Genomic DNA, 26,032 nt, shown 5'->3' on the forward strand with positions numbered 1-26,032 from the left:
TGGCAAAGCCGGTTACAGACGCTGCACGGTCAGCGAGCCCGCCACGCCTTCCGGACCCGGTTCGCCCTGGGCACCGGGACGTCCGCCCTTGCCACCGTCGGCCCGGTAGACCAGGCAGCCCTTGGATTTACCGCCCGCGCCCGGCTTGCCACCGGCCCCGGCCAAACCGCCGGCACCGCCATCGACCCAGACCTTGATCTGCTCGTCGGGGAAATCCCGCGGCAGCTCCAGGCGTACCTGGCCACCCGCCGCACCCGGGTGGCCATTGCCGCCATTGTCCCCATCGGCACCACGTCCGGCCTGGCCCCAGGTACAGCCTGGTTCATCACCATTGGCTCCATCCAGGCCGACATAACCCGGCGCCCCGGTGCCACCCCGGGCATCCACCGACAGCTCCTGGGCCTTTAGCGACTCGATCCGCAGGTTCAGGTTGCGACCGGGCTTGGCGGTCTTTTCATAGGTCCCCGGCGCCCCCCGGGAGGTGAACTGACTGCCCTCGTCCAATTGTGCCCGCTGGATCACCAGATGCAGGCTCTGCCCGGTGGGTACTATGGCGATCCGCGCCTCGCGCCCCAGGTGCAGGTCCTCGACCTTGAGTTCAGTGACATTGGCTGGCACCAGCAAGGTAGCGAAGTCGGCCACGTCCAAGCGTTCCAGGACCAGGCTGCTGGCGGTATTGGGCAAGCGCATGAAGGAATTGGTTTCGACCCTGACCTCCTGGGCCAGGACCAGGGGGCTGAAGAACAGGAGCAGCGGGCAGAGCTTACGCATGATCGGCCTCGACGATAACGGGGGCTGGAAGGGTCTGCAGATGGAAAATACCTACCAGCAGGATTTGCAGGCGATCACGCCAAGGATGGGCACGGCCCTTGAGGCTGCCGTTGAACAGCACCAGCTCCAACAGATGGGTCAGCAGCAACAGGCTGCCCGCCAGGTTGACCAGCAAGTGCAGTGGATTGATCAACGGCCTGGCCAGGTTGATCAACACAACCAGCCAAAACACCAGGGTCAGAAACTTCCCCAGCCCCCATAAGACCTTCATATACCCCCCCTTGTAGGTTCTTCTTTGCGCGCACAGTAACGACTTATTACCGGGATAAGCCAGAGGGAGACGAAAATTCTTCCCACAACAGTGCGTTAGCGACCGGATCGACGAGGATCGCTGCGCCCGCCTCCCCCATGCCACGCTCGGACGCCCCGGCGCGGCACCTCGGGCCGCGCCGGGCATGTCTACTCAACGATTGATCTGGATTTCCGTGCGACGGTTCATGGCCCGTCCTTCTGTGGTCTTGTTGTCCGCCACGGGTTGGCTGGCTCCGGCGCCGGTCACCGAGACGAAGCTGGCACGGGGAATACCGCTCTGGATCAAGTACTCCACCACCGAGTGAGCGCGTTTATCCGAGAGTTTCTGGTTGTAGGCCGCCTTGCCGACGCTGTCGGTATGCCCCGTCACCCGCAGTTGTGCCGAGGCCGACTCTTGCTTCAGGCGAGTCACTATGGTGTTGAGCTTGGTCTTGTCGGCCTCGGTCAGCTTGGCCGAGTCGAAGTGGAAGTGCACATCGCGCACGACGATGGTTTCTTCCTTGACCACCACGACTTCTTCCACCACGGGAGGAGGCAGTGGGCAGCCGCTGGCATCGACCTGCACGCCCTTGGGCGTATGCGGGCACTTGTCACGGCTGTCCGGAACGCCATCGCCATCCTCGTCGCCATCGCCATGCACCCAGCAATAGGCACCCGCCAGGCCACCGACAACCAGTGCGCCACCGCCCGCCCACGCCGAGCTTTCGGTGGCGCCCAGCGCCGCGCCGGTGACGCCGCCTACCGCGGCGCAGATCGGCCAGTCGGTTTTTTGCAAACCTGCACAACCAGTCAACACACCGGTCAACAGAACCAGGGGTACTGCCGTACGAATGATGCTCATCTGATTTCTCCTGAGGGATCGGCTCGAGGGCCGATTCACGGAGTAAAGACCCGGCCGAAAGCCCGCGCCAGCAAACTGCCAGCGCCTGTTTCGCCCCGTAAACACGGGGGGCTCGCGAATAAATGAAGAACCGCTCTAGGCCCGCGGATGCCGGCAAGCTAGTCTTGGACGCTCTGATCGAGGAGCGATGATGAGCGTCGGTATTTCTACCCGTACCCCGCAGCAGGCACTGGCTGCCCTGCTGGACCGTTATGCACCGCAAAGGCTGCTGCTGATCGGCGCCAGCGACTTTCCTGCCCTGGCCGCGTTCAAGGCCGCCCATCCGGCCACCGAAGTGGCCCAGGCCGCCCCCGGGCCCTTGCCCGCCGACCTGGCCGCGCAGCGTTTCGACCTGGCCCTGGTGGTGGATTGCCTGGAGCACCTGCCCAAGCGCGAGGGCCAGAACCTGCTTGGAGGCATCCGCAACCTCAACGCCAGCCGCATCGCCGTGCTGGCCGACCTGGCCGCCTGCGGCTGGCAGGAAACCGACTTCTTCTCCCTGGCCCTGCAAGCCGGCGAGCGCTTCCAGCGGGAGCAACAGGTGCTGACGCTGTTTACCTACGATCTGCTTGAATACAAGCAAGTGCCCGATTGGCTCAATTCACGCTTCTGGGCGAACCCGGAAAATTTTGGAAAGTACTGGTGGTAACACGATGAGCGCTTCGATCTGTCCCTGCGGCAGCGGCAACCTGCTGGACGCCTGCTGCGGCCATTACCATGCCGGCCATCCCGCGCCCTGCGCCGAGGCCCTGATGCGCTCGCGCTACAGCGCCTATGTGCTGGGGCAGGTGGACTACCTGGTAGCCACCACCCTGCCGGCCCAACAGGCAGGGCTGGATCGCCAATCCATCAGCGACTGGAGCGCCCAAAGCACCTGGCTGGGCTTGCAGGTGGAAAACTCGGAGGTATTCGGCGGCCAGCCCGAGCATGCCTTCGTCACCTTCACCGCCCGCTGGCACGACAGCCAGGGCGAGCACAGCCATCGCGAACGCTCGTCGTTCGTGCAGAACCAGGGGCGCTGGTACTTCATCGACCCCACGGTGCAACTCAAGGCCTCGCGCAACGATGCCTGCCCCTGCGGCAGCGGGCAGAAATACAAGAAGTGCTGCGCGGGCTACTTCAGCCGCTGACCCCTCGTCCGCCACGATCAGCCCCGATCCAGGATGGATACAGGGGAGACCAAAAGGAGCCCTGCGATGATCGGTGAGCTGCGCCTGCTACCAATTCTCTGCCTGCTCGGGATGCTGGGCCTGTCCGGCTGCGTGTCGTGGTTCACCGACGAAGACATCGATCCCGAGGTGCACCTGGTCAAGGTCGAGGTGGTCAAGGCCAACTTGCTGGAGCAGCGCTTCACCCTGCACTTGCGGGTGGACAACCCCAACGACGAAGACCTGACCGTGCGCCGCCTGACCTACCGGGTCTACCTGGAGCGCTTTTTGCTCAGCGATGGCGAGCATGAGCACTGGTTCACCGTCACACCCCATAGCAGTCGCTATTTCAAGGTGCCGGTACGCACCAACCTGTGGCCGCAGATCCGTGACCTGGTGAAACTCCTGCACAAGCCCGACCGGCCGATTCCCTATCGCCTGGAAGGCGAGCTGGAAGTGGGATTATTCATCGGCAAAGACGTGCACCTGAAGCGCAATGGCGTGATAATTCCCGGCGATTTTATCCCGGAGTGACCTTCAATGACCCAGCAACCCCATGTCCATGGCCCTGACTGCAACCACGATCACGACCATCACGACCATGGCCATGTCCACGGCCCGCATTGCAACCACGGCCACCAGGAGCCGGTGCGCAACGCGTTGAAAGACGTCGGCCGCAACGATCCCTGCCCATGTGGCAGCAACAAGAAGTTCAAGAAGTGCCACGGCGCCTGATCCAGCCGTGAAACAACGCCTGCCGGCGGCCTTGCCGGCAAGCGCTGCTGCGCCTAAAGCAGCTGCGCCAGGTTCACCACCGTGGCGTATTCGCCATGCAGATTGGCCAGTGACATGGCATGCACCTCCTCGGCAGTCCGCAGCCGTCCGGCAAAGTCGGGCTTGTCGAAGGTGAAGCAGGCATCGGCCACCACCCAGACCATGAATCCCAGGTTGCCGGCAGTGCGCGCCGTGGACTCCACCGAGTTGTGGGTGGCCACGCCGACGATCACCACTTGCCCGATCCCCGCAGCCCGCAGGTCCGCGTCCAGGGAGTTGCCACAAAACGCATCCGGCACCTGCTTCTGGACCAGCTTCTCCTGCCCCTGGGGACGAAATCGCGACTGGAACTCCACCCCGGACTGACCGGGCCAGAACACCGAGTCCGGCGAGCGTGACAGGTGCTGTACATGGACCACCGGCCAGTTGCGCTCACGCCAGTGGGCGAGTAACTGCAGCATGCGCTCCTCGGCCTGGGGGTTGTTGCGCGGCCCCAATCGGGGGTGCAGGATGCCTTGTTGCTGGTCGATGATGATCAGCGCCGTATCAACGGTAAGGGGCATGGAGGCTCGTCCTTGGACATTCATTCGAAGGCTGCCACTTCAGCACTACCCCACAATCCCGGGCAAGCCCTCGAACAGCGGCGGAGCGATCCAATGCCGGGGTTCGTTGTCCCTATACAAGTCACATCCACCTGGAGCGCTGCATGATCGACCTGTACTACTGGACCACCCCCAACGGCCACAAGATCTCGCTGTTCCTCGAGGAAGCCGGGCTGCCCTACAACCTGTACCCGGTCAACATCGGCCTGGGCGAGCAATTCAAGGCCGAGTTCCTCAAGATCGCGCCCAACAACCGCATCCCGGCCATCGTCGACCACCAGCCGGCCGACGGCGGCGCGCCACTGTCGCTGTTCGAGTCCGGGGCGATCCTGTTGTACCTGGCGGAGAAGACCGGCCGCTTCCTGCCCCAGGACCTGCGCGGGCGCCAGGAAGCCCTGCAATGGCTGTTCTGGCAGATGGGGGGCCTGGGTCCGATGGCCGGGCAGAACCATCATTTCGCCCACGCCGCCCCGGAGCGGATCCCCTACGCCGTCAAGCGCTACGTGGACGAAACCGCCCGCCTCTACGGTGTCCTGGATCGACGCCTGGCGGACCGGCCCTTCGTCGCCGGCCGCGACTACAGCATCGCCGACATGGCGATCTACCCCTGGGTCGCCTCCTACAAGAAACAGAGCCAGAGGCTCGAGGACTTCCCGCACCTGCATGGCTGGTTCAACGGCATCAAGGCGCGACCGGCCACCGAACGTGCCTACGCCCTGGTGGAACGGGTCAACCCGACCTGAACCGGGCCCCGCAAGCGCTCCTGCAACCCTGCGGCGCAGGCCTTCGTCCGGGCCTGCGATAAATACCTGTCGCCCCGCTTGCGCGGCACACGCCTGCTCACTAACGTAGCGCCTTTATCGACGCTACCCCCCGCAGGAGCTTTGCCATGGCCTCGCCAGCCTTCTCACATGTTCTTCCCCGATTCGGCGTTGCCGCGGCAGTAGCCGGCGTCCTGAGCCTGGCCGGTTGCCAGTCCTGGAACGCCCAGAACAGCCTGCCTCCCACCTCCGGTGTGCAACCGCTCAAGGGCCTGGCCCAGAACGTCTCGATACGCCGCAACGCCGTGGGCGTGCCGCTGATCGAGAGCAACAGCTTCCACGATGCCCTGTTCAGCCTGGGCTACGTCCATGCCGGCGACCGCATCGGCCAGATGGTGACCCTGCGCCTGCTGGCCCAGGGCCGCCTGGCGGAAATGTCCGGCGCCGACGCCCTGGACGTCGACCGCCTGATGCGCGCGGTGAACCTGAAGAAAAGCGCCGACGAGCTATACAAGGCCTCTTCGCCACGGATCAAGCGCTTCTTCGAGGTCTATGCGCGGGGCGTCAACGCCTACCTGTTCCGCTATCGCGACAAGCTGCCGCCGGACCTGGCGGCCCACGGCTACACCCCCGAATACTGGAAACCCGAAGATTCGGCGCTGATCTTCTGCCTGCTGAACTTCGGGCAATCCGCCAACCTGTTCGAAGAGCTCAACGCCCTGGTGCTGGCACGCAAAGTCGGCAGCGACAAGCTGCCCTGGCTGACCCCCAGCTACCCCGACGAGCCCCTGCCCCTGGCCGAAGCCGAGAAGCTCAAGGGCCTGAACCTCGAGATCCCCGGCCTGGACGAACTCAGCCGCGCCGCCAGCCAGTTGGCCCGGCTCAACACCCTGGACCTGAGCGGTGGCAGCGACCTGGCCATCGCGCCCCAGCGCAGCCGCAACGGCCGGAGCCTGCTGGCCAGCGACAGCCAGGCCGCTGCCTGGCACTACGTCCAGTTGCGCGCACCCAAGTACCAGGCCGCCGGCGCTGCGATCCCCGGCTTGCCGGCGATCCTCCAGGGCTTCAACGGCAAGGTGGCCTGGAGCCTGAGCTCGGTGCAAGGCGACAACCAGGACCTGTTCCTGGAAAAACTCAAGCGCCAGGGCAATGCCCTGTACTACTTGAACAACGGCAAATGGCAGCCGGTGGCCGTGCGCAACGAGACCTACTTCGTCAAGGGCCAGCGCCCGCTTCGCGAAGCGGTGTACGAAACCCGCCACGGCCCCTTGCTCAACAGCGCCCTGGGCGCCAGCCAGGCCAACGGCCTGGGCTTGGCCCTGCAGACGCCAGAGCTCAAGGACGACCGGAGCCTGGATGCGTTCTTCGACCTGTCCCGGGCGCAGAGCGCCGAGAAGGCCTCGGACGCCAGCCGGGAAATCCGCGCCATCGCCCTGAACCTGCTGTTCGCCGATGCCAGCCACATCGGCTGGCAGGTCACCGGACGCTTCCCCAACCGTCGTGAAGGCGAAGGCCTGCTGCCCTCCCCTGGCTGGGAAGGTCGGTATGACTGGGACGGTTATGCCGATCCGATGCTGCACCCCTACGACCAGGATCCGGCCCAGGGCTGGCTCGCCATCGCCAACCAGCGGGTGATTTCCCGTGGCTACGGCATGCAGCTGTCCAACTCCTGGGACGCCCCGGAACGCGCCGAGCGCCTGGCCCAGCTCGCCTCCAGCGGCAAGCAGGACAACCGCAGCCTGATCGCCATGCAATACGACCAGACCACCCTGTTCGCTACCAAGCTGAAGAAGATGTTCGAGGCCCCCGGCATGGCCCAACCGCTGAAGAAGGCCATCGACACCCTGCCCGATGCCGACCGGGCCAGGGCCCGCGAGGCCTACAGCCGCCTGATGGCGTTCGATGGCAAGCTCAGCGCCGGCTCGGCGGATGCGGCACTGTACGAGCTGTTCCTGCAGGAGAGCGCCCGGCAGGTCTTCGTCGACAAGCTGGGTCCGGAATCCGCCGCCCCCTGGCAGGCCTTCGTCGCCAACGGCAGCCTGTCCTACTCGCCCCAGGCCGACCACCTGCTGGGCCAGGAAGACAGCCCGTTCTGGGACGACCCGCGCACGCCACAGAAGGAAGACAAGCCGGCGATCCTGGCCCGCAGCCTGGCCGCCGCGGTCAAGTCCGGCGAGCAACTGCTGGGCAACGATCGCAAGGCCTGGCAATGGGGCAAGCTGCACAGCTACAGCTGGATCGGCGACGACGGCAAGGCCATCCGCGGACCATCGCAGGCCGGCGGCGACCACAACACCATCAACGCCGCGCCGTACCGCTGGGGCCAGGACTTTGCCGTCAGCGCCGCCCCGGCCTTGCGCATGATCGTCGACTTCGGCCTCAGCGAGCCCTTGATGGGGCTCAACAGCAGCGGCCAGTCCGGCAACCCGGCCAGCCCCCACTACGCCAATGGCATCGATGGCTGGTTCAAGGCCCAGTACCTGAGCTTCCCGATGCAGCCGCAGAACTTCGAGCGCAGCTACGGCAAGACCCGCCTGACCCTGGTCCCGGGCAAGTAACTCCCCCGCCCTTGCGCCCCGCTCGTGCACCCAGTACGAGCGGGGCCTGCCCCCACAACGTGCACCCTGTACGCAACCATCCCCCGGCTGGCACCGCTGTTCCTTCCGCGCCAGCTGAGCACCCGCCCTCTTTCAGCGCGAACGCTGCCTCACCAAGGCTCCCCTGGCTTTTAAAACAGCTGTTCGGGACTCTGGTTCGGAAATTGCTACTTTCATTAAGTCTTATGCGTTGCAGTAACAGCACTCATGCGCCACAAGCGCTCATATCGGCTCTTAGGGATTGAATAATGAAAAAAGCATTGCTGACCCTTTCTGCACTGGCTCTGTGCATGGCCGCCGGCTCGGCGCTGGCCAAGGAATACAAGGAGCTGCGCTTCGGCGTCGATCCTTCGTATGCGCCTTTCGAATCCAAGGCCGCCGATGGCAGCCTGGTGGGCTTCGACATCGACCTGGGCAACGCCATCTGTGCCGAGCTGAAGGTCAAGTGCAAATGGGTCGAAAGCGACTTCGACGGCATGATCCCTGGCCTCAAGGCCAACAAGTTCGATGGCGTGATCTCGTCCATGACCGTGACTGCGGCCCGGGAAAAAGTGATCGACTTCTCCAACGAGCTGTTCTCCGGCCCCACCGCCTTCGTATTCAAGAAAGGCTCGGGGCTGAGCGAAGACACCGCCTCGCTCAAGGGCAAGACCATCGGTTACGAGCAGGGCACCATCCAGGAAGCCTACGCCAAGGCCGTGCTGGACAAGGCCGGGATCAAGACCCAGGCCTACCAGAACCAGGACCAGGTCTATGCCGACCTGACTTCCGGGCGCCTGGATGCCTCGATCCAGGACATGCTGCAAGCCGAGCTGGGCTTCCTCAAGTCGCCCCAGGGCGCCGACTATGAGATCAGCAAACCCGTGGACGACCCCCTGCTGCCGGCCAAGACCGCGGTGGGTATCTCCAAAGGTAACAAAGAGCTGAAAGCGCTCCTGGATAAAGGTATCAAAGCGTTACACGATGATGGCACCTACGCCACCATCCAGAAAAAACACTTCGGTGACCTGAACCTCTACAGCGGTAAATAACCTGCCGGCGCCCATCCTCGATGGGCGCCTTTTTTATCGTCACGGGTCACTGATCGATGTTCGAACAACTCCTAACGAACCTGGGGCTTTCCGCGTTCAGCTTGAAGGGTTTCGGCCCCTTGCTGCTGGAAGGTACCTGGATGACCGTCAAATTGTCGGTGCTATCGCTGCTGGTCAGCGTGCTGCTGGGCCTGATCGGCGCCAGCGCCAAACTCTCCAGCCTTGCCTTGCTACGCATACCTGCCCAGCTCTACACCACCTTGATTCGCGGCGTGCCGGACCTGGTGCTGATGCTGCTGATCTTCTACAGCCTGCAAACCTGGCTGACTTCCTTCACCGATTTCATGGAGTGGGAATACATCGAGATCAATCCCTTCAGCGCCGGGGTGATCACCCTGGGCTTCATCTATGGCGCCTATTTCACCGAGACCTTCCGTGGCGCGATCCTCGCCGTGCCCCGGGGCCAGTTGGAAGCGGCCACCGCCTATGGCCTCAAGCGCGGCCAGCGCTTTCGCTTCGTGGTCTTCCCGCAGATGATGCGCTTCGCCCTGCCGGGCATCGGCAACAACTGGATGGTGATGCTCAAGGCCACGGCCCTGGTGTCGATCATCGGCCTGGCCGATCTGGTCAAGGCCGCCCAGGATGCCGGCAAGAGCACCTACCAGCTGTTCTATTTCCTGGTTCTGGCGGCGCTGATCTACCTGCTGATCACCAGCGCTTCCAATTTCGTCCTGCGTCGGCTTGAACGGCGCTATGCCGCGGGTGCCCGGGAGGCCGTGCGATGATCGAACTCCTGCAGGAATACTGGCGCCCGTTCCTCTACAGCGACGGCTACCACATCACCGGCCTGGCCATGACCATGTGGCTGCTCACGGCCTCGATCGCCATCGGCTTCGTGGTATCGATCCCGCTGTCCATCGCCCGGGTCTCGCCCAGGCGCCTGGTACGCTGGCCGGTGCAGTTCTACACCTACCTGTTCCGCGGCACGCCGCTCTATATCCAGTTGCTGATCTGCTACACCGGGATCTACAGCATCGCCGCCGTCCGCGCCCAGCCGGTGCTGGATGCGTTCTTTCGCGATGCGATGAACTGCACCATCCTGGCCTTCGCCCTGAACACCTGCGCCTACACCACGGAGATCTTCGCCGGGGCGATCCGCAGCATGGCCCATGGCGAGGTCGAGGCCGCCAAGGCCTACGGTTTGAGCGGGTGGAAGCTCTATGCCTACGTGATCATGCCCTCGGCCCTGCGCCGTTCGCTGCCGTACTACAGCAACGAAGTCATCCTGATGCTGCATTCGACCACCGTGGCCTTCACCGCGACCGTTCCCGACATCCTGAAAATCGCCCGTGATGCCAACTCGGCAACCTTCCTGACGTTCCAGTCGTTCGGCATCGCCGCGCTCATCTATCTGTGCGTGACCTTCACCCTGGTGGGCCTGTTCCGCCTGGCCGAACGCCGCTGGCTGGCCTTCCTTGGCCCGACCCACTAGGACTTGCAGCAGGAAAAACACCCAATGCGCCATGAGATCCACGACCTGCTCGCACCGTTGCCGGGCACCGCGCGGCAGGTCCACAGCTTTCACTTCGGCCCCGCCCAGGCCGCTCGCAAGATCTACATCCAGGCTTCGCTGCACGCCGATGAAATGCCCGGCATGCTGGTGGCCTGGCACCTCAAGCAACGCCTGGGGCAACTGGAGGCCGCCGGCCGCCTGCGCCACGAAATCGTCCTGGTACCGGTGGCCAACCCCATCGGCCTGGAGCAGGTATTGATGGACGTCCCCCTGGGGCGCTACGAACTGGAGAGCGGGCAGAACTTCAATCGCAGCTTCGCCGACCTCGGCCTGCAGGTGGGCGATGCCATCCAGGACCTGCTCGACGAGGATCCCCAGCACAATCTCGACTTGATCCGCCGACACCTGGCCGATGCCCTGGCGCGCCAGCGGCCCGAGACCCAGTTGCAGTCCCTGCGCCTGACCCTGCAACGGCTGGCCTGCGATGCCGACCTGGTACTGGACCTGCATTGCGACTTCGAGGCCGTGGCGCATTTGTACACCACCCCCGAGGCCTGGCCACGGATCGAACCGCTCGCCCGGTACATCGGCTCCCAGGCGAGCCTGCTGGCCACCGACTCGGGCGGTTTGTCGTTCGATGAGTGCTTCACCCTGCCCTGGTGGCAACTGCAGCAACGTTTTGGCGAGCGTTTCACGATCCCCACCGGCACCTTGGCGGTCACCGTCGAGCTGCGCGGCCAGGGCGACGTCAATCACCCGCTGGCCAGCCGCGATTGCCAGGCCCTGCTGGACTACCTGACCCACTATGGCGCCATCGCTGGCGAGGCACCGCCGCTGCCGGAACTGGCGTTTCCAGCCACGCCACTGGCCGCAGTGGAGCCGGTGGCGACGCCGTTGGGCGGGCTGCTGGTGTTCACCGTCCTGCCGGGACAGTACCTGGAGGCCGGACAGCAAGTGGCCGAGATCATCGACCCGATCACCGACCGAGTCACCCCCATCCATTGCCGCAACGCCGGGCTGATGTATGCCCGCTCGCTGCGCCGCATGGCCACCGCCGGCATGGTGGTAGCCCATGTCGCCGGTCGCGAAGCCTATCGCAGCGGCTATCTACTTTCGCCTTGAGGATGCATGCCCCATGTACAAATTGACCGTTGAAGGCCTGCATAAATGCTATGGCGACAATGAAGTGCTCAAGGGTGTTTCCCTCAAGGCCAGAACAGGCGACGTGATCAGCCTGATCGGCGCCAGCGGCTCGGGCAAGAGCACCTTCCTGCGTTGCATCAACTTCCTCGAGACCCCGGATGACGGGGCCATGAGCCTGGATGGCCAGCAGATCCGCATGGTCAAGGACCGCCACGGCATGCATGTGGCCGACCCCACGCAGCTGCAGCGCATTCGTACCCGGCTGGCGATGGTGTTCCAGCATTTCAACCTGTGGAGCCACATGACCGTACTGGAGAACATCACCATGGCTCCGCGCCGGGTACTCGGGGTCAGCACCAGGGACGCCGAGGAGCGGGCCCGACGCTACCTGGACAAGGTCGGCCTGCCGGCCCGGGTCGCCAGCCAGTACCCGGCCTTCCTCTCCGGCGGCCAGCAGCAACGGGTGGCCATCGCCCGGGCGCTGGCCATGGAACCGGAGGTGATGCTGTTCGACGAGCCCACCTCGGCCCTGGACCCGGAACTGGTGGGCGAGGTGCTCAAGGTGATCCAGGGGCTGGCGGAGGAAGGCCGGACCATGATCATGGTGACCCACGAGATGAGCTTTGCGCGCAAGGTATCAAGCCAGGTGCTGTTCCTGCACAAGGGCCTGGTGGAAGAAGAAGGTGCGCCCGAAGAGGTCCTGGGCAACCCCAGGAGCGAGCGCCTGAAGCAGTTCCTCAGTGGCAACCTGAAGTAGCCCGTCGCCCGCGCCGCTTCAGCGGGCGCGGGTGCCAGGCGCCCTGCGGCTCAAGCCACAGGCGCGGGTGGCGGCTCGTCCGGCAGGGTCGGCTCGCCAGGCTCGCTGGGCTCGGCGGGCTGAGGGGTATCGGGATCGGGCTGGCCGGGGATGCCCCCGGCCATGTCGACAGGAGGATGCGCCAGCAGGCTCCAGGCCAGTACCCCAACCTGATTGGGTTCGAGCCTTGCCAAGGTGGCGCTTATTCGGGGATCGATCTTCATGGGGCACTCCTGGGCTGTACCCGGCACGCTTTGCGCGTGCCGGCGGACACTGCAATAGAGTGTCCGCCCGCCGAGGAATTCCCGCTGTTCGTCAGACGAACGGGATCAGGTACGCGGCAGGGTGACGCCGCGCTGGCCCTGGTATTTACCGCCACGGTCCTTGTAGGACACTTCGCATTCTTCGTCGGACTGCAGGAAGAGCATCTGCGCCACGCCTTCGTTGGCGTAGATCTTCGCCGGCAAGGTGGTGGTGTTGGAGAACTCCAGGGTCACGTGGCCCTCCCACTCGGGTTCCAGTGGGGTGACGTTGACGATGATGCCGCAACGGGCGTAGGTGCTCTTGCCCAGGCAAATGGTCAGCACGTCACGCGGAATGCGGAAGTACTCGACGGTACGGGCCAGGGCGAACGAGTTTGGCGGAATGATGCACACGTCGCTCTTGATGTCGACGAAGCTGCCGGCATCGAAGTTCTTCGGGTCGACGGTGGCCGAATTGATGTTGGTGAACACCTTGAATTCGTCGGCGCAGCGCACGTCGTAGCCGTAGCTGGAGACGCCGAAGGAGATGACCCGGCTGTCCTGTTCGCCGCGCACCTGGCGCTCGACGAACGGTTCGATCATGCCGTGCTCTTGCGCCATGCGGCGAATCCACTTGTCCGATTTGATGCTCATGGCGGAAGTCCTGAAATAACGAGGTGAAAAATTCTGTGCGGCATCTTACCGGGGCGCGGGGCAGGGTTCAAAGTCCAGGCTGCTTTTCTCGCTCCATCCCGCGTTTTTAAAGGGCTACAAGACAGATGGCCGGTCACCGATCACGAAAACCGAGAAACCTTCGCAATGGCCATTGGCACGTTCGGGAAAAAGGTTTAAGGTGGCGCCACTGTGCTGCTTGTGTCACTGAGAATCTCTACACGATGTTGAATTTCGATCCAACCATCTTCAAGAATTTTTCCTGCTCTTTGCACTCAGTCTCGGCCCGGGCTTTTCCCGAGTCGCAGTTAACTTTGTCCAAGGAGATACACCATGTCTAATCGCCAAACCGGTACCGTTAAGTGGTTCAACGATGAGAAAGGCTTCGGCTTCATCACCCCACAATCCGGTGACGACCTGTTCGTACACTTCAAAGCCATCCAGGCTGACGGCTTCAAAACCCTGAAAGAAGGCCAGCAGGTTTCTTTCGTCGCTACTCGCGGCCAGAAAGGCATGCAAGCTGAAGAAGTACAAGTTATCTAACTTGCACTGATCCAGTAAAAAGCCCCGCCCTCAACAGCGGGGCTTTTTTGTGCCCGAAGGTTTTTCCCGCAACTTCCGCTGGAGCGCGCCCGGGGTTACCAGGTCACGCCGAAACCTACGGTATAGCGAGTCTTGTCCAGGTCGCTGTTTTCGGTACCACGGATCATGTCCTTTTCCGCCTTGAGGTTCAGCGAAGCCCAATCGGTGACCTTGTAGCGCAAGCCCAGCTCGGCATCCAGGGCGTAATCAGCCACGCCGGACAGCGGCCTGCTCACTTCACCAGCAGTGAAGAACTCGACCCGCTTGCCGATCAGGTAACGGTTGTAGTCCCACTTCATGGCCAGGGAATAGAAGTTGTCCTTGCCGCCATCGGCATACCGGTAGTCCGTACGGTTAAGCAGCGAACCCAGGGAGAAGGCTCCCAGTTCGTCGTCCCAGAACTGATAGCCCGGGCCAGTACCTACCACCCGTTGCTGCTCGAGATCCTCGACCTTGTCACGCTTGTAGGTCAAGCGGCCCTGCCAGAACCACTGCTGGGTAATGAAGCGGTCCAGGGCGTATTCGGCCTGCCAGTTATCGGTGGTCACCGCCTTGTTCTGGAACTCGCGGTTGTATTCGGCCTCGGCGTTGTGTCGCCAGGCGCCATGGCGCGCGGAGGTCTTGAGGTCGATGTCATAGCGGTCGGTGTCCTTCTCGGCCCGCTTGTAGTCCATGGCCACATCGACATTGCCCTTCCACACGATGTCTTCCACCAGCGGCTTGGGCTTCATGATCTGCTGGATGCTGGCCAGTTCCACCGTCCTGGGCGCCTCGCCATTGGCCAGGACGACCTTGCCGTCCTCCGACGCTCGCAGCGACTTGGCCCTCTCCCCCGAATAGGCATCCTCCTTGACCAGCAGTTCCTGGTCGCTTTCCAGGGTCTTGACCTGCTTCCAGTCGATGGAGATAGCCCCGCCATAATCGGTCTGGATCAGCAGCTTGCCACCGTCGAATACCTTGATCTTGCCGCTGACGCGGTCACCGTTCTTCAACCACACGACATCGGCCAGCACGGGCAAGGAAGCGCCAAGCATTGCGAAACACACGAGAATTCTAGGCAACATAGCTAAATACAAAACTCGGACTTGCGAAAAAAACGGCATTATTCCAGTTGGAATAGGCCCTGATCACGAATGACCCGACTATTACGAATGAGTTCAATCCTCATCGGCCTTCAGTCACCACGAACACCTATATCTGGATCCGCGAATGTGACCGAACACAGCGAAGAGCCACAGGCGCCCGCGCAAATCCGACGCACGGCGCTATACCTGACCCTGGCCCAGGTTCCCGAAGGCAAGGTGGTCAGCTACGGCCAACTGGCGGAAATGGCCGGCCTGGGACGAGCAGCGCGCTGGGTCGGACGTACCCTCAGCCAGCTGCCTGCCGACACCAGCCTGCCCTGGCACCGAGTGCTGGGTGCCGGCGGTCGCATCAGCCTGCCCGCAGGCAGCCCATCGGGGGATGAACAACGGGCACGGCTGCGCGACGAAGGTGTCAGTGTCCTGAACAACAGGGTGGATATTCAGCGCCATGGCTGGCGTCCGGTAGAGCACAGCGGTTAGAGTGCGCGCTTTGTTTCCGTAATCCTTGAGGCAGACTCCAGCCCATGCCCCGTAAAACCTGGCGCGCCGCACTTGCCGCCTATGCCAGCCCCTCGACGCTCGTGCTGTTGCTGCTTGGTTTCGCTGCCGGCATGCCTTACATGCTGGTGTTCTCAACGCTTTCGGTGTGGTTGCGCGAGGCCGGAGTGGCCCGCGAAACCATCGGTTATGCCAGCCTGATCGGCCTGGCCTATGCCTTCAAATGGGTGTGGTCGCCCCTGCTCGACCAATGGCGCCTGCCGCTGCTGGGCAAGCTGGGTCGACGACGATCCTGGCTGGTGCTGGCCCAGGCGCTGGTGATCCTGGGTCTGATCGGCATGGGTTTCTGTGATCCGCAGAAACACCTGTCCTGGCTGATCGCCATTGCCGTGATCGTGGCCTTCGCCTCGGCTACCCAGGATATCGCCATCGACGCCTACCGCCTGGAGATCGCCGACGACAGCCGCCAGGCCGCCCTGGCTGCCAGCTATATGTCCGGCTACCGCGTGGCGGTACTGCTGGCCACCGCCGGCGCGCTGTTTTTCGCCGAAGGTTTCGGTTCCACCGGCTTCAGCTACAAGCATTCGGCCTGGACCGGCACCTACGTGCTGTTCGGGGTGCTGATGATCCCGGCCTTGATCACCACCTTGCTCATGCGCGAACCCGCAGTGCCCCTGCGCACCCAGCTGTCGGCGGGGCGCTACAGCTTCGCCCACCAACTGATCTCGGTATTCGTGCTGATCGTGTTGCTGGTCTCGGTGCCAGCCACCTTCACCCAGCTCTACAACACCGACTTCGCCAGCGTGATCTTCCACGGCGTCAGCTTGCTGGACCTGCTACTGGAGGATCGGGCCTTCCTGCGTGCCATCCTCTATATCACCCTCACCGCGCTGTGCCTGTCGGCCATGGGCCGCCGTGGCCTGGCGCCGGTACTGACGCCGGTCAACGACTTCATCCTGCGCTATCGCTGGCAGGCCTTCCTGCTGCTGGGGCTAATTGCCACCTACCGCATGTCGGACACGGTCATGGGGGTCATGGCGAACGTGTTCTACATCGACCAGGGCTTCACCAAGGACCAGATCGCCGGGGTCAGCAAGATCTTCGGCCTGATAATGACGCTGATCGGCGCCGGCATGGGCGGCCTGCTGATCGTGCGTTTCGGCATCCTGCCGATCCTGTTCATCGGTGGCGCCGCATCCGCCGGCACCAACCTGCTGTTCCTCATGCTGTCCGACATGGGGCCGAACCTGAAGATGCTGATCGTCACCATTTCCCTGGACAACTTCAGCTCCGGAATGGCCACCTCGGCGTTCGTCGCCTACCTGTCGAGCCTGACCAACCTGAAGTTCTCGGCCACCCAATACGCGCTGCTCAGTTCCATCATGCTGTTGCTGCCGCGCCTGATCGGCGGCTATTCGGGGGTCATGGTGGAAAAATTCGGCTATCACGACTTCTTCCTCATCACCGCGATCCTCGGAGTCCCGACCCTGATCCTGATCGCCCTGCACTGGTTCCAGGAAAGCCATCGCGCCGGCCCTAAAGCCGAGGAACAAACCTCGGCCAGCAACAACGCCGTCGGCGAAGAATCCTAACGTTTCCCAGGGGTTGCGGGCTTTTCCAGACCGCCCCTGTCCCTGCCGAGCGCAATCCTGTACGCCAGCGGCACGCGCCCGTACAATGCTCCGTCACTTCCAGTCTTAAGCAACCGATAACGGCCTACCATGCGTACCAGTCAATATCTGCTCGCCACACAAAAAGAAACGCCTTCCGACGCGGTCGTGATCAGCCACCAGCTGATGCTGCGCGCCGGCATGATCCGCAAACTGGCTTCCGGCCTGTACACCTGGCTGCCGATGGGCCTGCGGGTGATGCGCAAGGTCGAGGCCATCGTTCGCGAAGAAATGAACGCCGCTGGCGCGCTTGAAGTGTTGATGCCGGGCATCCAACCGGCCGAGCTGTGGCAGGAATCCGGTCGCTGGGAACAGTACGGCCCCGAGCTGCTGCGCCTGAAGGACCGCCACAATCGCGACTTCTGCGCAGGCCCGACCCACGAAGAAGTGATCACCGACCTGGTCCGCAACGAGCTGAGCAGCTACAAGCAGCTGCCGCTGAACCTGTACCAGATCCAGACCAAGTTCCGTGATGAGATCCGTCCACGCTTCGGCCTGATGCGCGGTCGCGAGTTCATCATGAAGGACGCCTATTCCTTCCACGCCGACCAGGCGTCGCTGCAGGTCACCTATGACCGCATGCACCAGGCGTACTGCAACATCTTCACCCGCCTGGGCCTGAAGTTCCGCCCAGTGGAAGCGGATAACGGCTCCATCGGCGGCGCCGGCTCCCATGAGTTCCACGTACTGGCCGAATCCGGCGAAGACGACATCATCTTCAGCAACGGCTCCGACTACGCGGCGAACATCGAGAAGGCCGAGGCCGTGCCTCGCGAAACCTCACGCCCGGCGCCGACCGAAACCATGCGTCTGGTGGATACCCCTGACGCCAAGACCATCGCCCAGCTGGTGGAAGGCTACGGCCTGCCAATCGAAAAGACCGTCAAGACCCTGGTGGTGCACGCCGAAGAGCCGGGCAAGCTGATCGCCCTGATCATCCGTGGCGACCACGAGCTCAACGAAATCAAGGCTGCCAAGCAGCCAGGCGTCGCCGACCCACTGGTCATGGCCTCCGAAGCCGAACTGCGTGCAGCCATCGGCGCTGGCGCCGGCTCCCTGGGCCCGGTGAACCTGCCGCTGCCGGTCATCATCGACCGCTCCGTGGCCCTGATGAGCGACTTCGGCGTCGGCGCCAACATCGACGACAAGCATTACTTCGGCGTGAACTGGGAGCGCGACCTGCCGGTTCCAGCCGTGGCCGACCTGCGCAACGTGGTCGCCGGCGACCCGAGCCCGGACGGCAAGGGCGTGCTGGAGATCAAGCGCGGCATCGAAGTCGGGCACATCTTCCAACTGGGCAGCAAGTACAGCCAGGCGATGAAGTGCGAAGTGCTGGGCGAGAACGGCAAGCCGGTCACCCTGGAGATGGGCTGCTACGGTATCGGCGTCTCTCGCGTGGTGGCTGCCGCCATCGAGCAGAACAACGACGAGAGAGGCATCATCTGGAGCGACACCCTGGCTCCGTTCCAGATTGCCCTGGTACCGCTGCGCTATGAAACTGAACAGGTTCGCGAAGCCACCGACAAGCTTTACGAGCAGCTCACCGCAGCCGGTTTCGAGGTCCTGCTGGACGATCGCGACAAGAAGACCAGCCCGGGCATCAAGTTCGCGGACATGGAGCTGATCGGCATTCCGCACCGCATCGTGGTCAGTGACCGTGGCCTGGCCGATGGCAACCTGGAATACAAGAGCCGTACCGAAGCCGAGGCGCAAGCGCTGCCAGTGGCCGACGTGCTGTCCTTCCTCCAAGCCCGTATCCGTCGCTGAAACCAGATAGAGAAGTCATGTTCAAGCGAAACACCCTAAGCCTCGGTGGCGCCGCCTTGTGCGGCGCCCTCTTGGTCAGTGGCTGCGCCAACCAGATGTCGCAACGCAGCGAGCACGAGGAGCGGGTCGAGCGCAAGCTGCTCGACCACAGCCTGCAGATCGATGTCGGCGAGCCCAAGGTGCTTGAGCTGCCGCAACGACGAGTACGTATCCACGAGCAGAAAACCTTCGAGGTCACCGAGTTCGAGGTTACACGCCGCTACGACCGCTATACCCCCTACCAACCCTGGCGGGAGATCTACGAGATTCCGCTGGGCGCGGTGGCCCTGGTGGCCGGTGTCGGCGCCAACGTGGTCAATGTGTTCGCCCTGGGCAACCTGCCGGATAGCGTCACCAAGGATTGGCTCAGCTACGGCGTCTCCGGGGTCAACCCGTTCATGAACATGCCATCCCATGGTCGAGCCCAGCAGAACCTGGCGGCAATCGACGAGGTCCAGCGCGACAAGCGCGTGGAATATTCGAGCCTGCCCTGGAGCGAACGCCCGGTGCAGGTCAAGGCTGGCAAGCAGACCTACGAGCTGAGTACCGATCGCAACGGCGTGCTGAGCTTGAATCTCCTGAACGACCCGTTTTCCGAGCAGGACCTCAAGCACATCGGCAAGCTGCAGATCAGTGTCGAGGATGCCCAGGACGAGGTGCACTCCGATTCATCCCTGAGCATCAGTCCCGGCCTGCGCAGCAAACTGGTGGAGGCCCACGCGCTGATCTACGACGACCTCGAGGACGACGAAGTCAGTGAGTGGGTGCACCGGGTCAAGCGCCTGTCGCAACTGGGCCTCGAAGAAGAAGCCAGCGAACTGGAGCAGAGCCTGATCGAGCTCACCCGCAACGATCCGGAATTGCAGAAAGAGTTTCTCAAGGCCCTGACCAAGAACGCCGGCCGCCTGGTGGCGGATCCTGGCAGCAACTGATTGTCCCGACCGGCACCATGGGCTCATGCTCCTGGCGCCTGGCTCGCCCTCCTCTCCTATGACTCCCTGAACAACTCCAACTGTTCGTGACCACCACGCAGGTCGTGCAGGCGCACGCCTATGCCCAGCAGTCGCACCGGCTTGCCGCCACGCTTGAAGGCCTGGCTCAGCAACTGCCGATAACTCTCCAGGTCACGACCGGCCCCTGCCTGTTCCAGGGTGGTCTGGGTAAAGTCATGGAACTTCACCTTGACGAACGGCTTGCCCGGGCGGTAGCTGCTGTCGATGCGCGCCATGCGTCCGGCCAGGGTTTCCATCAGCTCCGGCAACTTCTGCAGGCAGCTGTCCAGGTCCGGCAGATCGGTATCGTAGGTGTTCTCCACGCTGATGGATTGCCGCCGGCTGTCATTCTGCACTGGCCGCTCATCGATCCCGCGCGCCAGGCTCCATAGGCGCTCGCCGAAACTGCCGAACTCACGCACCAGCGCCAACTTGCTCCAGTCGCGCAACTGCATACAGCTGGTTATGCCCAGCCGGCTGAGCTTGTCCGCGGTGACCTTGCCCACTCCATGCAGCTTGCTCACTGGCAGCTCGGAGACGAAATCCTCGACCTGGTCCGGAATGATCACGAATAGCCCATTGGGCTTCTTCCAGTCACTGGCGATCTTGGCCAGGAACTTGTTAGGCGCAACGCCAGCCGACACCGTGATGTGCAATTGGTTGGAAACGCGCCGGCGGATGTCCTGGGCAATACGCGTCGCGCTGCCGGAGAAGTTCGGGCTGTCGGAGACATCCAGGTAGGCCTCGTCCAGCGATAGCGGCTCGATCAGGTCGGTGTAGTCGCGAAAGATCGTGTGGATCTCCCTGGATGCCTCGCGGTAGGCATCCATGCGCGGCTTGACGATGACCAGGTCCGGGCATAGCGCCAGCGCATGCCGGGAGGACATGGCAGAACGCACCCCGTAGGCACGGGCCTCGTAGTTGCAAGTAGCGATCACCCCTCGCCGCTCCGCGGAGCCACCAACGGCCAGGGGCTTGCGGGCCAATTGCGGATCGTCGCGCATTTCGATGGCAGCGTAGAAACAGTCGCAATCGATATGGATGATTTTGCGCTGCATCATGGGAAGGCAGGGATCATGGAAGACCGCCGGAATGGACAGGCGCCCAGTATCTAACGACACCTGTATATAGCACCAGTACCTTGCATCATCCTGCGGGTGCACGAGAGCCACCCGAGGATTTATCCGCTCAATGGATAGTCCGTCGGCAATAGAGCTGAAAGCCCCGTGCCATCTACCTCCAAGCGGTTTTCAAAGCCCGTCTCAAGCGGCTAACCGGTTGAGCCGAAAGCAATTTTTTAAAATTAATGATTGACAGCCTCTCAACTCCCTGTAGAATTCCGCCACATCAGACGCGGGATGGAGCAGCCTGGTAGCTCGTCGGGCTCATAACCCGAAGGTCGTCGGTTCAAATCCGGCTCCCGCAACCAGATATAGAAAAAGGCCACTTCTTTGAAGTGGCCTTTTTTGTGCGCGTCGATTTTTAATCTCCCCGGGCACTTTGGAAAAACTCCTTGAGTGGCCATGGGTTAAGCATCGAAGTAGAAAAATCGACGCTTATTTGACCCTGATGGACATTAACGGTTGACACTCGGTCGTTCACCTGTAGAATGCCGCCCCACAGACGCGGGATGGAGCAGTCTGGTAGCTCGTCGGGCTCATAACCCGAAGGTCGTCGGTTCAAATCCGGCTCCCGCAACCAAATATCAAAAAAGGCTGCTCGAAAGAGTGGCCTTTTTTGTACCTGTAGAAAAAATCCTTTCGCAACAAAGACCTGGCAAAGTATTGCGAACCTTTGGCGATGCTTCGACTCTTCAATATGCAAGCTATGCTCTGTCTCAAGCCTGTCCTTGCGCCACCCACGCCGGGTCGTCGGGCCACGCCGAGACGCGTTAATATTTGAAATTATTTTTCCACAGGGATTGGTAACTTGGCCGGATACCCCCATCCTGTCGCGCACAATCCACGAGGTGATTGATGCGCGCCAACACGTCTGATTCACAAGACACCGATACCGCTACACAACCCATCACAGTCACTCGTTTGCGCTGGCTCGAACTGCTGAGCAAATACCGCCAGCCGCTCGGCCTGGTGGTGACCTTGCTGCTGTTCGCCATTGCCCTGGTCGCCTGCCGCCACCTGCTCAGCGAGCTGGATTTCTACGCCCTGCACGACTCGATCCTGGAAGTACCCAAGCCCGCCATGCTCGGCGCACTGGGCGCGACCATCCTCGGCTTCATCATCCTGCTGGGCTATGAGTGGTCTGCCAGTCGTTATGCCGGGGTAGATCTTTCCGGGCGCACCCTGGCCCTGGGCGGGTTCACCGCTTTCGCCATCGGCAACGCCATCGGCCTGTCGCTGCTCTCCGGGGGCTCGGTGCGCTACCGGCTTTATGCACGGCACGGGCTGGGGGCTGCCGACGTCGCCCACATGACCCTGTTCGCCAGCCTGTCCCTGGGCTGTGCCCTGCCGCCCCTGGCCGCCCTGGCGACCCTGAGCAACCTGCCCGCCGCCTCGACGGCACTGCGCCTGCCCGAGGGCCTGCTGGCCGGCATCGCCATTGCCGTACTGCTGCTCGGCGCGGTGCTGGCCATGGGGCTTTATCGCCGCCGCCTGCCGGAACAGCCCCTGCGCGACAACCTGCTGGTGCGGATCGGTCGTCGTACCCTGCGCCTGCCCGGGCGCCGCCTGACCTTCCTGCAACTGATCATCACCGCCCTGGACGTGGCCGCGGCCGCCACCGTGCTGTACCTGCTACTGCCCGAGGCTCCGCCATTCGGCGCATTCCTGCTGGTCTACCTGCTGGCCCTGGCCGCCGGGGTGCTCAGCCATGTACCAGGCGGCGTCGGGGTGTTCGAGGCGATCCTGCTGGCGGCCTTCGCCGACAAGCTGGGAGCCGCGCCACTGGCGGCGGCACTGCTGCTGTATCGACTGATCTACGTCGTACTGCCGATGCTGGTGGCCTGCGTGCTGCTGCTGATCAACGAAGCCCAGCGCCTGTTCCAGACTCGCCAAACGCTGCGCGCGGCATCGGGCCTGGCGGCTCCGGTCCTCGCGGTGCTGGTGTTCCTCTCCGGCGTGGTGCTGCTGTTCTCCGGCGCCACCCCGGAAATCGATACCCGCCTGCAGCACATCGGCTTCCTGATTCCCCATCGCCTGGTGGACGCTTCGCACTTCGGCGCCAGCCTGATCGGCGTGCTCTGCCTGCTGCTGGCCCAGGGCCTGCGCCGGCGCCTGTCGGCGGCCTGGATGCTCACCACCATCCTGCTGCTGGTGGGCGCCGTGCTGTCCCTGCTCAAGGGTTTCGACTGGGAGGAAGCCTGCCTGATGACCTTGACCGCCAGCCTGCTGGCCGTCTTCCGTCGCTCGTTCTATCGCCCTAGCCGCCTCACCGAATTGCCGTTCTCGCCGCTGTACCTGGTGGCCAGCGTCTGCGTGCTCGGGGCGTCGATCTGGCTGCTGCTGTTCGCCTACCAGGATGTGCCCTACAGCCACCAATTGTGGTGGCAGTTCACCCTCGACGCCGATGCCCCACGGGGCCTGCGCTCGCTGCTGGGCGCCGCGGTCCTGTTGCTGGTGGTATCCCTGACCTGGCTGTTGCGCACCGCGCGCCCGGTGATCCACCTGCCCACCGGCGAAGAACTGGACAAGGCGGCGAAGATCCTCATGGCCTCCTCCCAGCCCGACGGCGGCCTGGCGCTGACCGGCGACAAGGCGCTGCTGTTCCACCCCAACGACGATGCATTCCTGATGTATGCCCGTCGCGGTCGCAGCCTGGTGGCGCTGTATGACCCCATCGGCCCGACCCAGCAACGTGCCGAGATGATCTGGCAGTTCCGCGACCTGTGCGATGTGCACCACGCGCGCCCGGTGTTCTACCAGGTACGGGCGGAGAACCTGCCCTACTACATGGACATCGGCCTGACCGCGATCAAGCTCGGCGAAGAGGCCCGGGTCGATCTCAAGCGCTTCGACCTGGAAGCCAAGGGCAAGGAGATGAAGGACCTGCGCTACACCTGGAACCGTGGTACCCGCGACGGCCTGTCGCTGGAGATCCACGAGCCCGGGCAAGCGCCGATGGACGAACTGAAGGTGATCTCCGACGCCTGGCTGACCGGCAAGAACGTCCGGGAGAAGGGTTTCTCCCTGGGTCGCTTCAGCGACGACTACCTCAAGTACTTCCGCATCGCGATCATTCGTTTTGAAGGACGCCCGGTGGCCTTCGCCAACCTGCTCGAGACCTACAGCCACGACCTGGCCAGCCTCGACCTGATGCGCGCGCACCCGGATGCTCCGAAGCTGACCATGGAGTTCATGATGGTCGGCCTGATCCAGCATTATAAAAATCATGGATATGCCCGCTTCAGCCTGGGGATGGTGCCCCTTTCCGGCCTGCAACCGCGCCGTGGAGCACCGCTGACCCAACGCCTGGGCTCGATGGTGTTCCGCCGCGGCGAGCAGCTCTACAACTTCCAGGGCCTGCGCCGCTTCAAAGACAAGTTCCAGCCTGACTGGGAACCCCGTTACATGGCCGTGCCGGCAGGGCTGGACCCGCTGGTAGCACTGGCCGACACCGCCGCCCTGATCGCGGGCGGCCTGACTGGATTGGTGAAACGCTGATGATTCGACGTACTTGGCGGTATCTGCTGGCCACCCTGGTGGTTCTGGCACTGATCGCAGGTGGTGGCTATTGGTGGTGGAATCGCCCCGCGCCCGAACCGACCCTGGAGCAATTGCCCCAGGCCGATGGCTCGACCCTGACCCGTGTAACCCCCGGCACCAAGGCCAAGGCCCGCGTACTGGTCGCCGTACTGCCGGATTCGACCCTGAGCGACAAGCAACTGCTGGCCCTGAGCCGCGGCGGCGCAGCGCAGATCGTCCAGGTGATCCTGCCCAAGGACGACTGCAAGCTGCAGGAACAGGCCCTGCAAAACGCCCTGCCACAGTTGGCCGGGCCCGCGACCCTGGTCAGCGGCATCGGCCCGGGTGCCGCCCTGGCCTGGCGCTGGATCGCCGCACAAAACGACGACAAGGCCCAGGCCGTATCGGTGGGTTTCACCATCGACCCGGCGCCGGGTTGCACCGACCCGCTGCCCAAGACCATGAGCCATGGCCATTGGCTGGTGGCCTGGAACGACAATCCGGATGACGAAAGCGCCGGCTTCGTACGCGACACCCCCAATGCCACCACCAGCATCAGCGACTACGACGTCCACCTGCCCCAGGTGCTGAACAACGAACTGCGCAAGCTGCTGGTGGGTTCGGACAACGGCGGCCTGAACATTCCCGTGGTGGAAGTCCCGGCCGGCCAGGCCAAGGACACCGTGACCCTGTTCCTCTCGGGCGATGGCGGCTGGCGCGACCTGGACCGCGACGTGGCCGGGGAAATGGCCAAGCTCGGTTATCCGGTGGTGGGTATCGACACCCTGCGCTACTACTGGCAGCACAAGACCCCGGAGCAAAGCGCCACCGACCTCACCGAACTGATGCAGCACTACCGGCAGAAGTGGGGCACCAAGCGTTTCGTCCTGACCGGCTACTCCTTCGGCGCCGACGTCCTGCCGGCCATCTACAACCGCCTGCCGGAAGCCGAGCAGCAGCGGGTCGACGCCATTATCCTGCTGGCCTTCGCCCGCACCGGCAGCTTCGAGATCGAAGTCGAGGGCTGGCTGGGCAACGCTGGCAAGGAAGCCGCCACCGGGCCGGAAATGGCCAAGCTGCCAGCGCCCAAGGTGGTGTGCATCTACGGCGTGGAAGAAGTCAACGAGAGCGGTTGCACCGACAAGACCGCCGTTGGCGAAGCGATGAAACTGCCAGGCGGCCATCACTTCGACGAGAACTACCCGGCCCTGGCCAAGCGTCTGGTGGAGATCATCGAGAAGCGCCAGGGCAAGGACAAGGTCGCCGAAGAGTGATCTGAGCCCCTCCCAAGAGCCCCCACTGCCCACCGGCACTGGGGGCTTTTTTACGCCTGCTAAAAACGAAAGACCGACCCGGTGTCTAGCACGACTGGCCACTCCGCCTGCATGCGGCTGGAACACATCAAGGCGCCAAACGAGGGCGAAAAATCACAATGCCGGATGACTCCCGCGGAGGTTGTAGGCAAACTCCGAACATTGCGTAAGGGGGTGCGTTAGAGCACTTTGCTGCCTTGTTGG

Annotated in this window: 26 protein-coding genes and 2 tRNA genes; 20 read left to right on the plus strand and 8 right to left on the minus strand. The window is 63.2% G+C overall.

What is annotated here, in order from left to right:
* Positions 1-12: 12 nt before the first annotated feature.
* From CAG11_RS27640 to CAG11_RS27650, 3 genes are all read right to left on the minus strand, one after another.
* Positions 13-771: a hypothetical protein gene (locus CAG11_RS27640; RefSeq protein ID WP_022642689.1), complete on the minus strand. Its 759-nt coding sequence runs from the start codon at positions 769-771 to the stop codon at positions 13-15.
* Complete coding sequence (locus tag CAG11_RS27645; RefSeq protein ID WP_085599208.1) at positions 764-1,042, minus strand: DUF1145 domain-containing protein; 279 nt, start codon at positions 1,040-1,042, stop codon at positions 764-766. The genes CAG11_RS27640 and CAG11_RS27645 overlap by 8 nt, the downstream gene beginning before the upstream one ends.
* A 192-nt stretch (positions 1,043-1,234) precedes the next feature.
* Positions 1,235-1,924 carry an OmpA family protein gene (locus tag CAG11_RS27650; protein ID WP_085599210.1) on the minus strand — a complete coding sequence of 230 codons (690 nt, stop codon included), beginning with the start codon at positions 1,922-1,924 and terminating at the stop codon, positions 1,235-1,237.
* A gap of 190 nt (positions 1,925-2,114) precedes the next feature.
* Between CAG11_RS27650 and CAG11_RS27655 the strand changes: the two genes are divergently transcribed.
* From CAG11_RS27655 to CAG11_RS27670, 4 genes are all read left to right on the plus strand, one after another.
* Entirely contained in the window at positions 2,115-2,612 is a 498-nt protein-coding gene (locus CAG11_RS27655) for a DUF6231 family protein (RefSeq protein ID WP_085599212.1), read from the plus strand.
* Positions 2,613-2,616: 4 nt separating this feature from the next.
* Complete coding sequence (locus CAG11_RS27660) at positions 2,617-3,093, plus strand: YchJ family protein (protein WP_022642685.1); 477 nt, start codon at positions 2,617-2,619, stop codon at positions 3,091-3,093.
* Positions 3,094-3,159: 66 nt separating this feature from the next.
* Positions 3,160-3,645 (plus strand): LEA type 2 family protein, encoded by a 486-nt coding sequence (locus CAG11_RS27665; RefSeq protein ID WP_085599214.1) that lies wholly within the window; start codon positions 3,160-3,162, stop codon positions 3,643-3,645.
* A 6-nt stretch (positions 3,646-3,651) separates the two neighbouring features.
* A complete protein-coding gene (locus CAG11_RS27670; RefSeq protein WP_031321030.1) occupies positions 3,652-3,846 on the plus strand; it encodes an SEC-C metal-binding domain-containing protein in 195 nt (64 codons plus the stop codon).
* A 53-nt stretch (positions 3,847-3,899) separates the two neighbouring features.
* On the opposite strand, the gene CAG11_RS27675 is transcribed toward CAG11_RS27670, so the two are convergent.
* Complete coding sequence (locus CAG11_RS27675) at positions 3,900-4,448, minus strand: cysteine hydrolase family protein (protein WP_085599216.1); 549 nt, start codon at positions 4,446-4,448, stop codon at positions 3,900-3,902.
* 143 nt (positions 4,449-4,591) lie between these two features.
* On the opposite strand from CAG11_RS27675, the gene CAG11_RS27680 reads away from it, so the two are divergent.
* The 7 genes from CAG11_RS27680 (at position 4,592) to CAG11_RS27710 (ending at position 12,289) form a co-directional block, all read left to right on the plus strand.
* Positions 4,592-5,230 carry a glutathione binding-like protein gene (locus CAG11_RS27680; RefSeq protein WP_085599218.1) on the plus strand — a complete coding sequence of 213 codons (639 nt, stop codon included), beginning with the start codon at positions 4,592-4,594 and terminating at the stop codon, positions 5,228-5,230.
* A gap of 146 nt (positions 5,231-5,376) precedes the next feature.
* Positions 5,377-7,806, plus strand: a complete 2,430-nt coding sequence (locus CAG11_RS27685; protein ID WP_085599220.1) for a penicillin acylase family protein — start codon at positions 5,377-5,379, stop codon at positions 7,804-7,806.
* 287 nt (positions 7,807-8,093) lie between these two features.
* Positions 8,094-8,876 (plus strand): transporter substrate-binding domain-containing protein, encoded by a 783-nt coding sequence (locus CAG11_RS27690; RefSeq protein ID WP_031321029.1) that lies wholly within the window; start codon positions 8,094-8,096, stop codon positions 8,874-8,876.
* A gap of 56 nt (positions 8,877-8,932) precedes the next feature.
* The gene (locus CAG11_RS27695; protein WP_085599222.1) at positions 8,933-9,661 is read left to right on the plus strand and encodes an ABC transporter permease; all 729 of its coding nucleotides are present in this window, start codon (positions 8,933-8,935) and stop codon (positions 9,659-9,661) included.
* The gene (locus tag CAG11_RS27700; RefSeq protein ID WP_022642676.1) at positions 9,658-10,368 is read left to right on the plus strand and encodes an ABC transporter permease; all 711 of its coding nucleotides are present in this window, start codon (positions 9,658-9,660) and stop codon (positions 10,366-10,368) included. The genes CAG11_RS27695 and CAG11_RS27700 overlap by 4 nt, the downstream gene beginning before the upstream one ends.
* A 24-nt stretch (positions 10,369-10,392) precedes the next feature.
* Entirely contained in the window at positions 10,393-11,511 is a 1,119-nt protein-coding gene (locus CAG11_RS27705; protein WP_085599224.1) for a succinylglutamate desuccinylase/aspartoacylase family protein, read from the plus strand.
* 13 nt (positions 11,512-11,524) lie between these two features.
* The gene (locus tag CAG11_RS27710; RefSeq protein ID WP_053135568.1) at positions 11,525-12,289 is read left to right on the plus strand and encodes an ABC transporter ATP-binding protein; all 765 of its coding nucleotides are present in this window, start codon (positions 11,525-11,527) and stop codon (positions 12,287-12,289) included.
* A gap of 50 nt (positions 12,290-12,339) precedes the next feature.
* Here the strand turns inward: CAG11_RS27710 and CAG11_RS27715 are convergent, their stop codons facing one another.
* Together CAG11_RS27715 and dcd are read right to left on the minus strand one after the other, a co-directional pair.
* Entirely contained in the window at positions 12,340-12,552 is a 213-nt protein-coding gene (locus CAG11_RS27715; protein ID WP_022642673.1) for a hypothetical protein, read from the minus strand.
* A gap of 105 nt (positions 12,553-12,657) precedes the next feature.
* Positions 12,658-13,224 (minus strand): dCTP deaminase, encoded by a 567-nt coding sequence (dcd, locus tag CAG11_RS27720; protein WP_003258001.1) that lies wholly within the window; start codon positions 13,222-13,224, stop codon positions 12,658-12,660.
* A gap of 351 nt (positions 13,225-13,575) precedes the next feature.
* On the opposite strand from dcd, the gene CAG11_RS27725 reads away from it, so the two are divergent.
* Positions 13,576-13,785, plus strand: a complete 210-nt coding sequence (locus CAG11_RS27725; protein ID WP_010445013.1) for a cold-shock protein — start codon at positions 13,576-13,578, stop codon at positions 13,783-13,785.
* Between the two features lie 95 nt (positions 13,786-13,880).
* Here the strand turns inward: CAG11_RS27725 and CAG11_RS27730 are convergent, their stop codons facing one another.
* The gene (locus CAG11_RS27730) at positions 13,881-14,888 is read right to left on the minus strand and encodes a DUF481 domain-containing protein (protein ID WP_085599226.1); all 1,008 of its coding nucleotides are present in this window, start codon (positions 14,886-14,888) and stop codon (positions 13,881-13,883) included.
* Between the two features lie 147 nt (positions 14,889-15,035).
* Here CAG11_RS27730 and CAG11_RS27735 point away from each other — a divergent pair, with 147 nt between their 5' ends.
* The 4 genes from CAG11_RS27735 (at position 15,036) to CAG11_RS27750 (ending at position 19,815) form a co-directional block, all read left to right on the plus strand.
* Positions 15,036-15,389, plus strand: coding sequence for an MGMT family protein (locus tag CAG11_RS27735; RefSeq protein ID WP_085599228.1), 354 nt, complete (start codon positions 15,036-15,038; stop codon positions 15,387-15,389).
* Positions 15,390-15,433: 44 nt separating this feature from the next.
* Positions 15,434-16,999, plus strand: a complete 1,566-nt coding sequence (locus CAG11_RS27740; protein WP_053135575.1) for an AmpG family muropeptide MFS transporter — start codon at positions 15,434-15,436, stop codon at positions 16,997-16,999.
* A 129-nt stretch (positions 17,000-17,128) separates the two neighbouring features.
* A complete protein-coding gene (locus tag CAG11_RS27745) occupies positions 17,129-18,844 on the plus strand; it encodes a proline--tRNA ligase (protein ID WP_085599230.1) in 1,716 nt (571 codons plus the stop codon).
* Between the two features lie 17 nt (positions 18,845-18,861).
* Positions 18,862-19,815: a hypothetical protein gene (locus CAG11_RS27750; RefSeq protein ID WP_022642668.1), complete on the plus strand. Its 954-nt coding sequence runs from the start codon at positions 18,862-18,864 to the stop codon at positions 19,813-19,815.
* A gap of 56 nt (positions 19,816-19,871) precedes the next feature.
* On the opposite strand, the gene dinB is transcribed toward CAG11_RS27750, so the two are convergent.
* The gene (gene dinB / locus CAG11_RS27755; protein ID WP_085599232.1) at positions 19,872-20,936 is read right to left on the minus strand and encodes a DNA polymerase IV; all 1,065 of its coding nucleotides are present in this window, start codon (positions 20,934-20,936) and stop codon (positions 19,872-19,874) included.
* Between the two features lie 291 nt (positions 20,937-21,227).
* Here dinB and CAG11_RS27760 point away from each other — a divergent pair.
* The 4 genes from CAG11_RS27760 (at position 21,228) to CAG11_RS27775 (ending at position 25,789) form a co-directional block, all read left to right on the plus strand.
* Positions 21,228-21,304, plus strand: a tRNA-Met gene (locus tag CAG11_RS27760).
* A gap of 195 nt (positions 21,305-21,499) precedes the next feature.
* Positions 21,500-21,576 (plus strand) — tRNA-Met (locus CAG11_RS27765).
* Between the two features lie 275 nt (positions 21,577-21,851).
* On the plus strand, positions 21,852-24,494 hold the full coding sequence (gene mprF / locus CAG11_RS27770; protein WP_085599234.1) for a bifunctional lysylphosphatidylglycerol flippase/synthetase MprF: 2,643 nt from the start codon (positions 21,852-21,854) through the stop codon (positions 24,492-24,494).
* Positions 24,494-25,789, plus strand: a complete 1,296-nt coding sequence (locus CAG11_RS27775) for a virulence factor family protein (RefSeq protein WP_085599236.1) — start codon at positions 24,494-24,496, stop codon at positions 25,787-25,789. Before mprF ends, CAG11_RS27775 begins: the two co-directional genes overlap by 1 nt.
* The last annotated feature ends 243 nt before the right edge of the window (positions 25,790-26,032 follow it).

It is taken from the genome of Pseudomonas sp. B6(2017) (assembly GCF_002112765.1).
GTDB lineage: Bacteria > Pseudomonadota > Gammaproteobacteria > Pseudomonadales > Pseudomonadaceae > Aquipseudomonas > Aquipseudomonas piscis.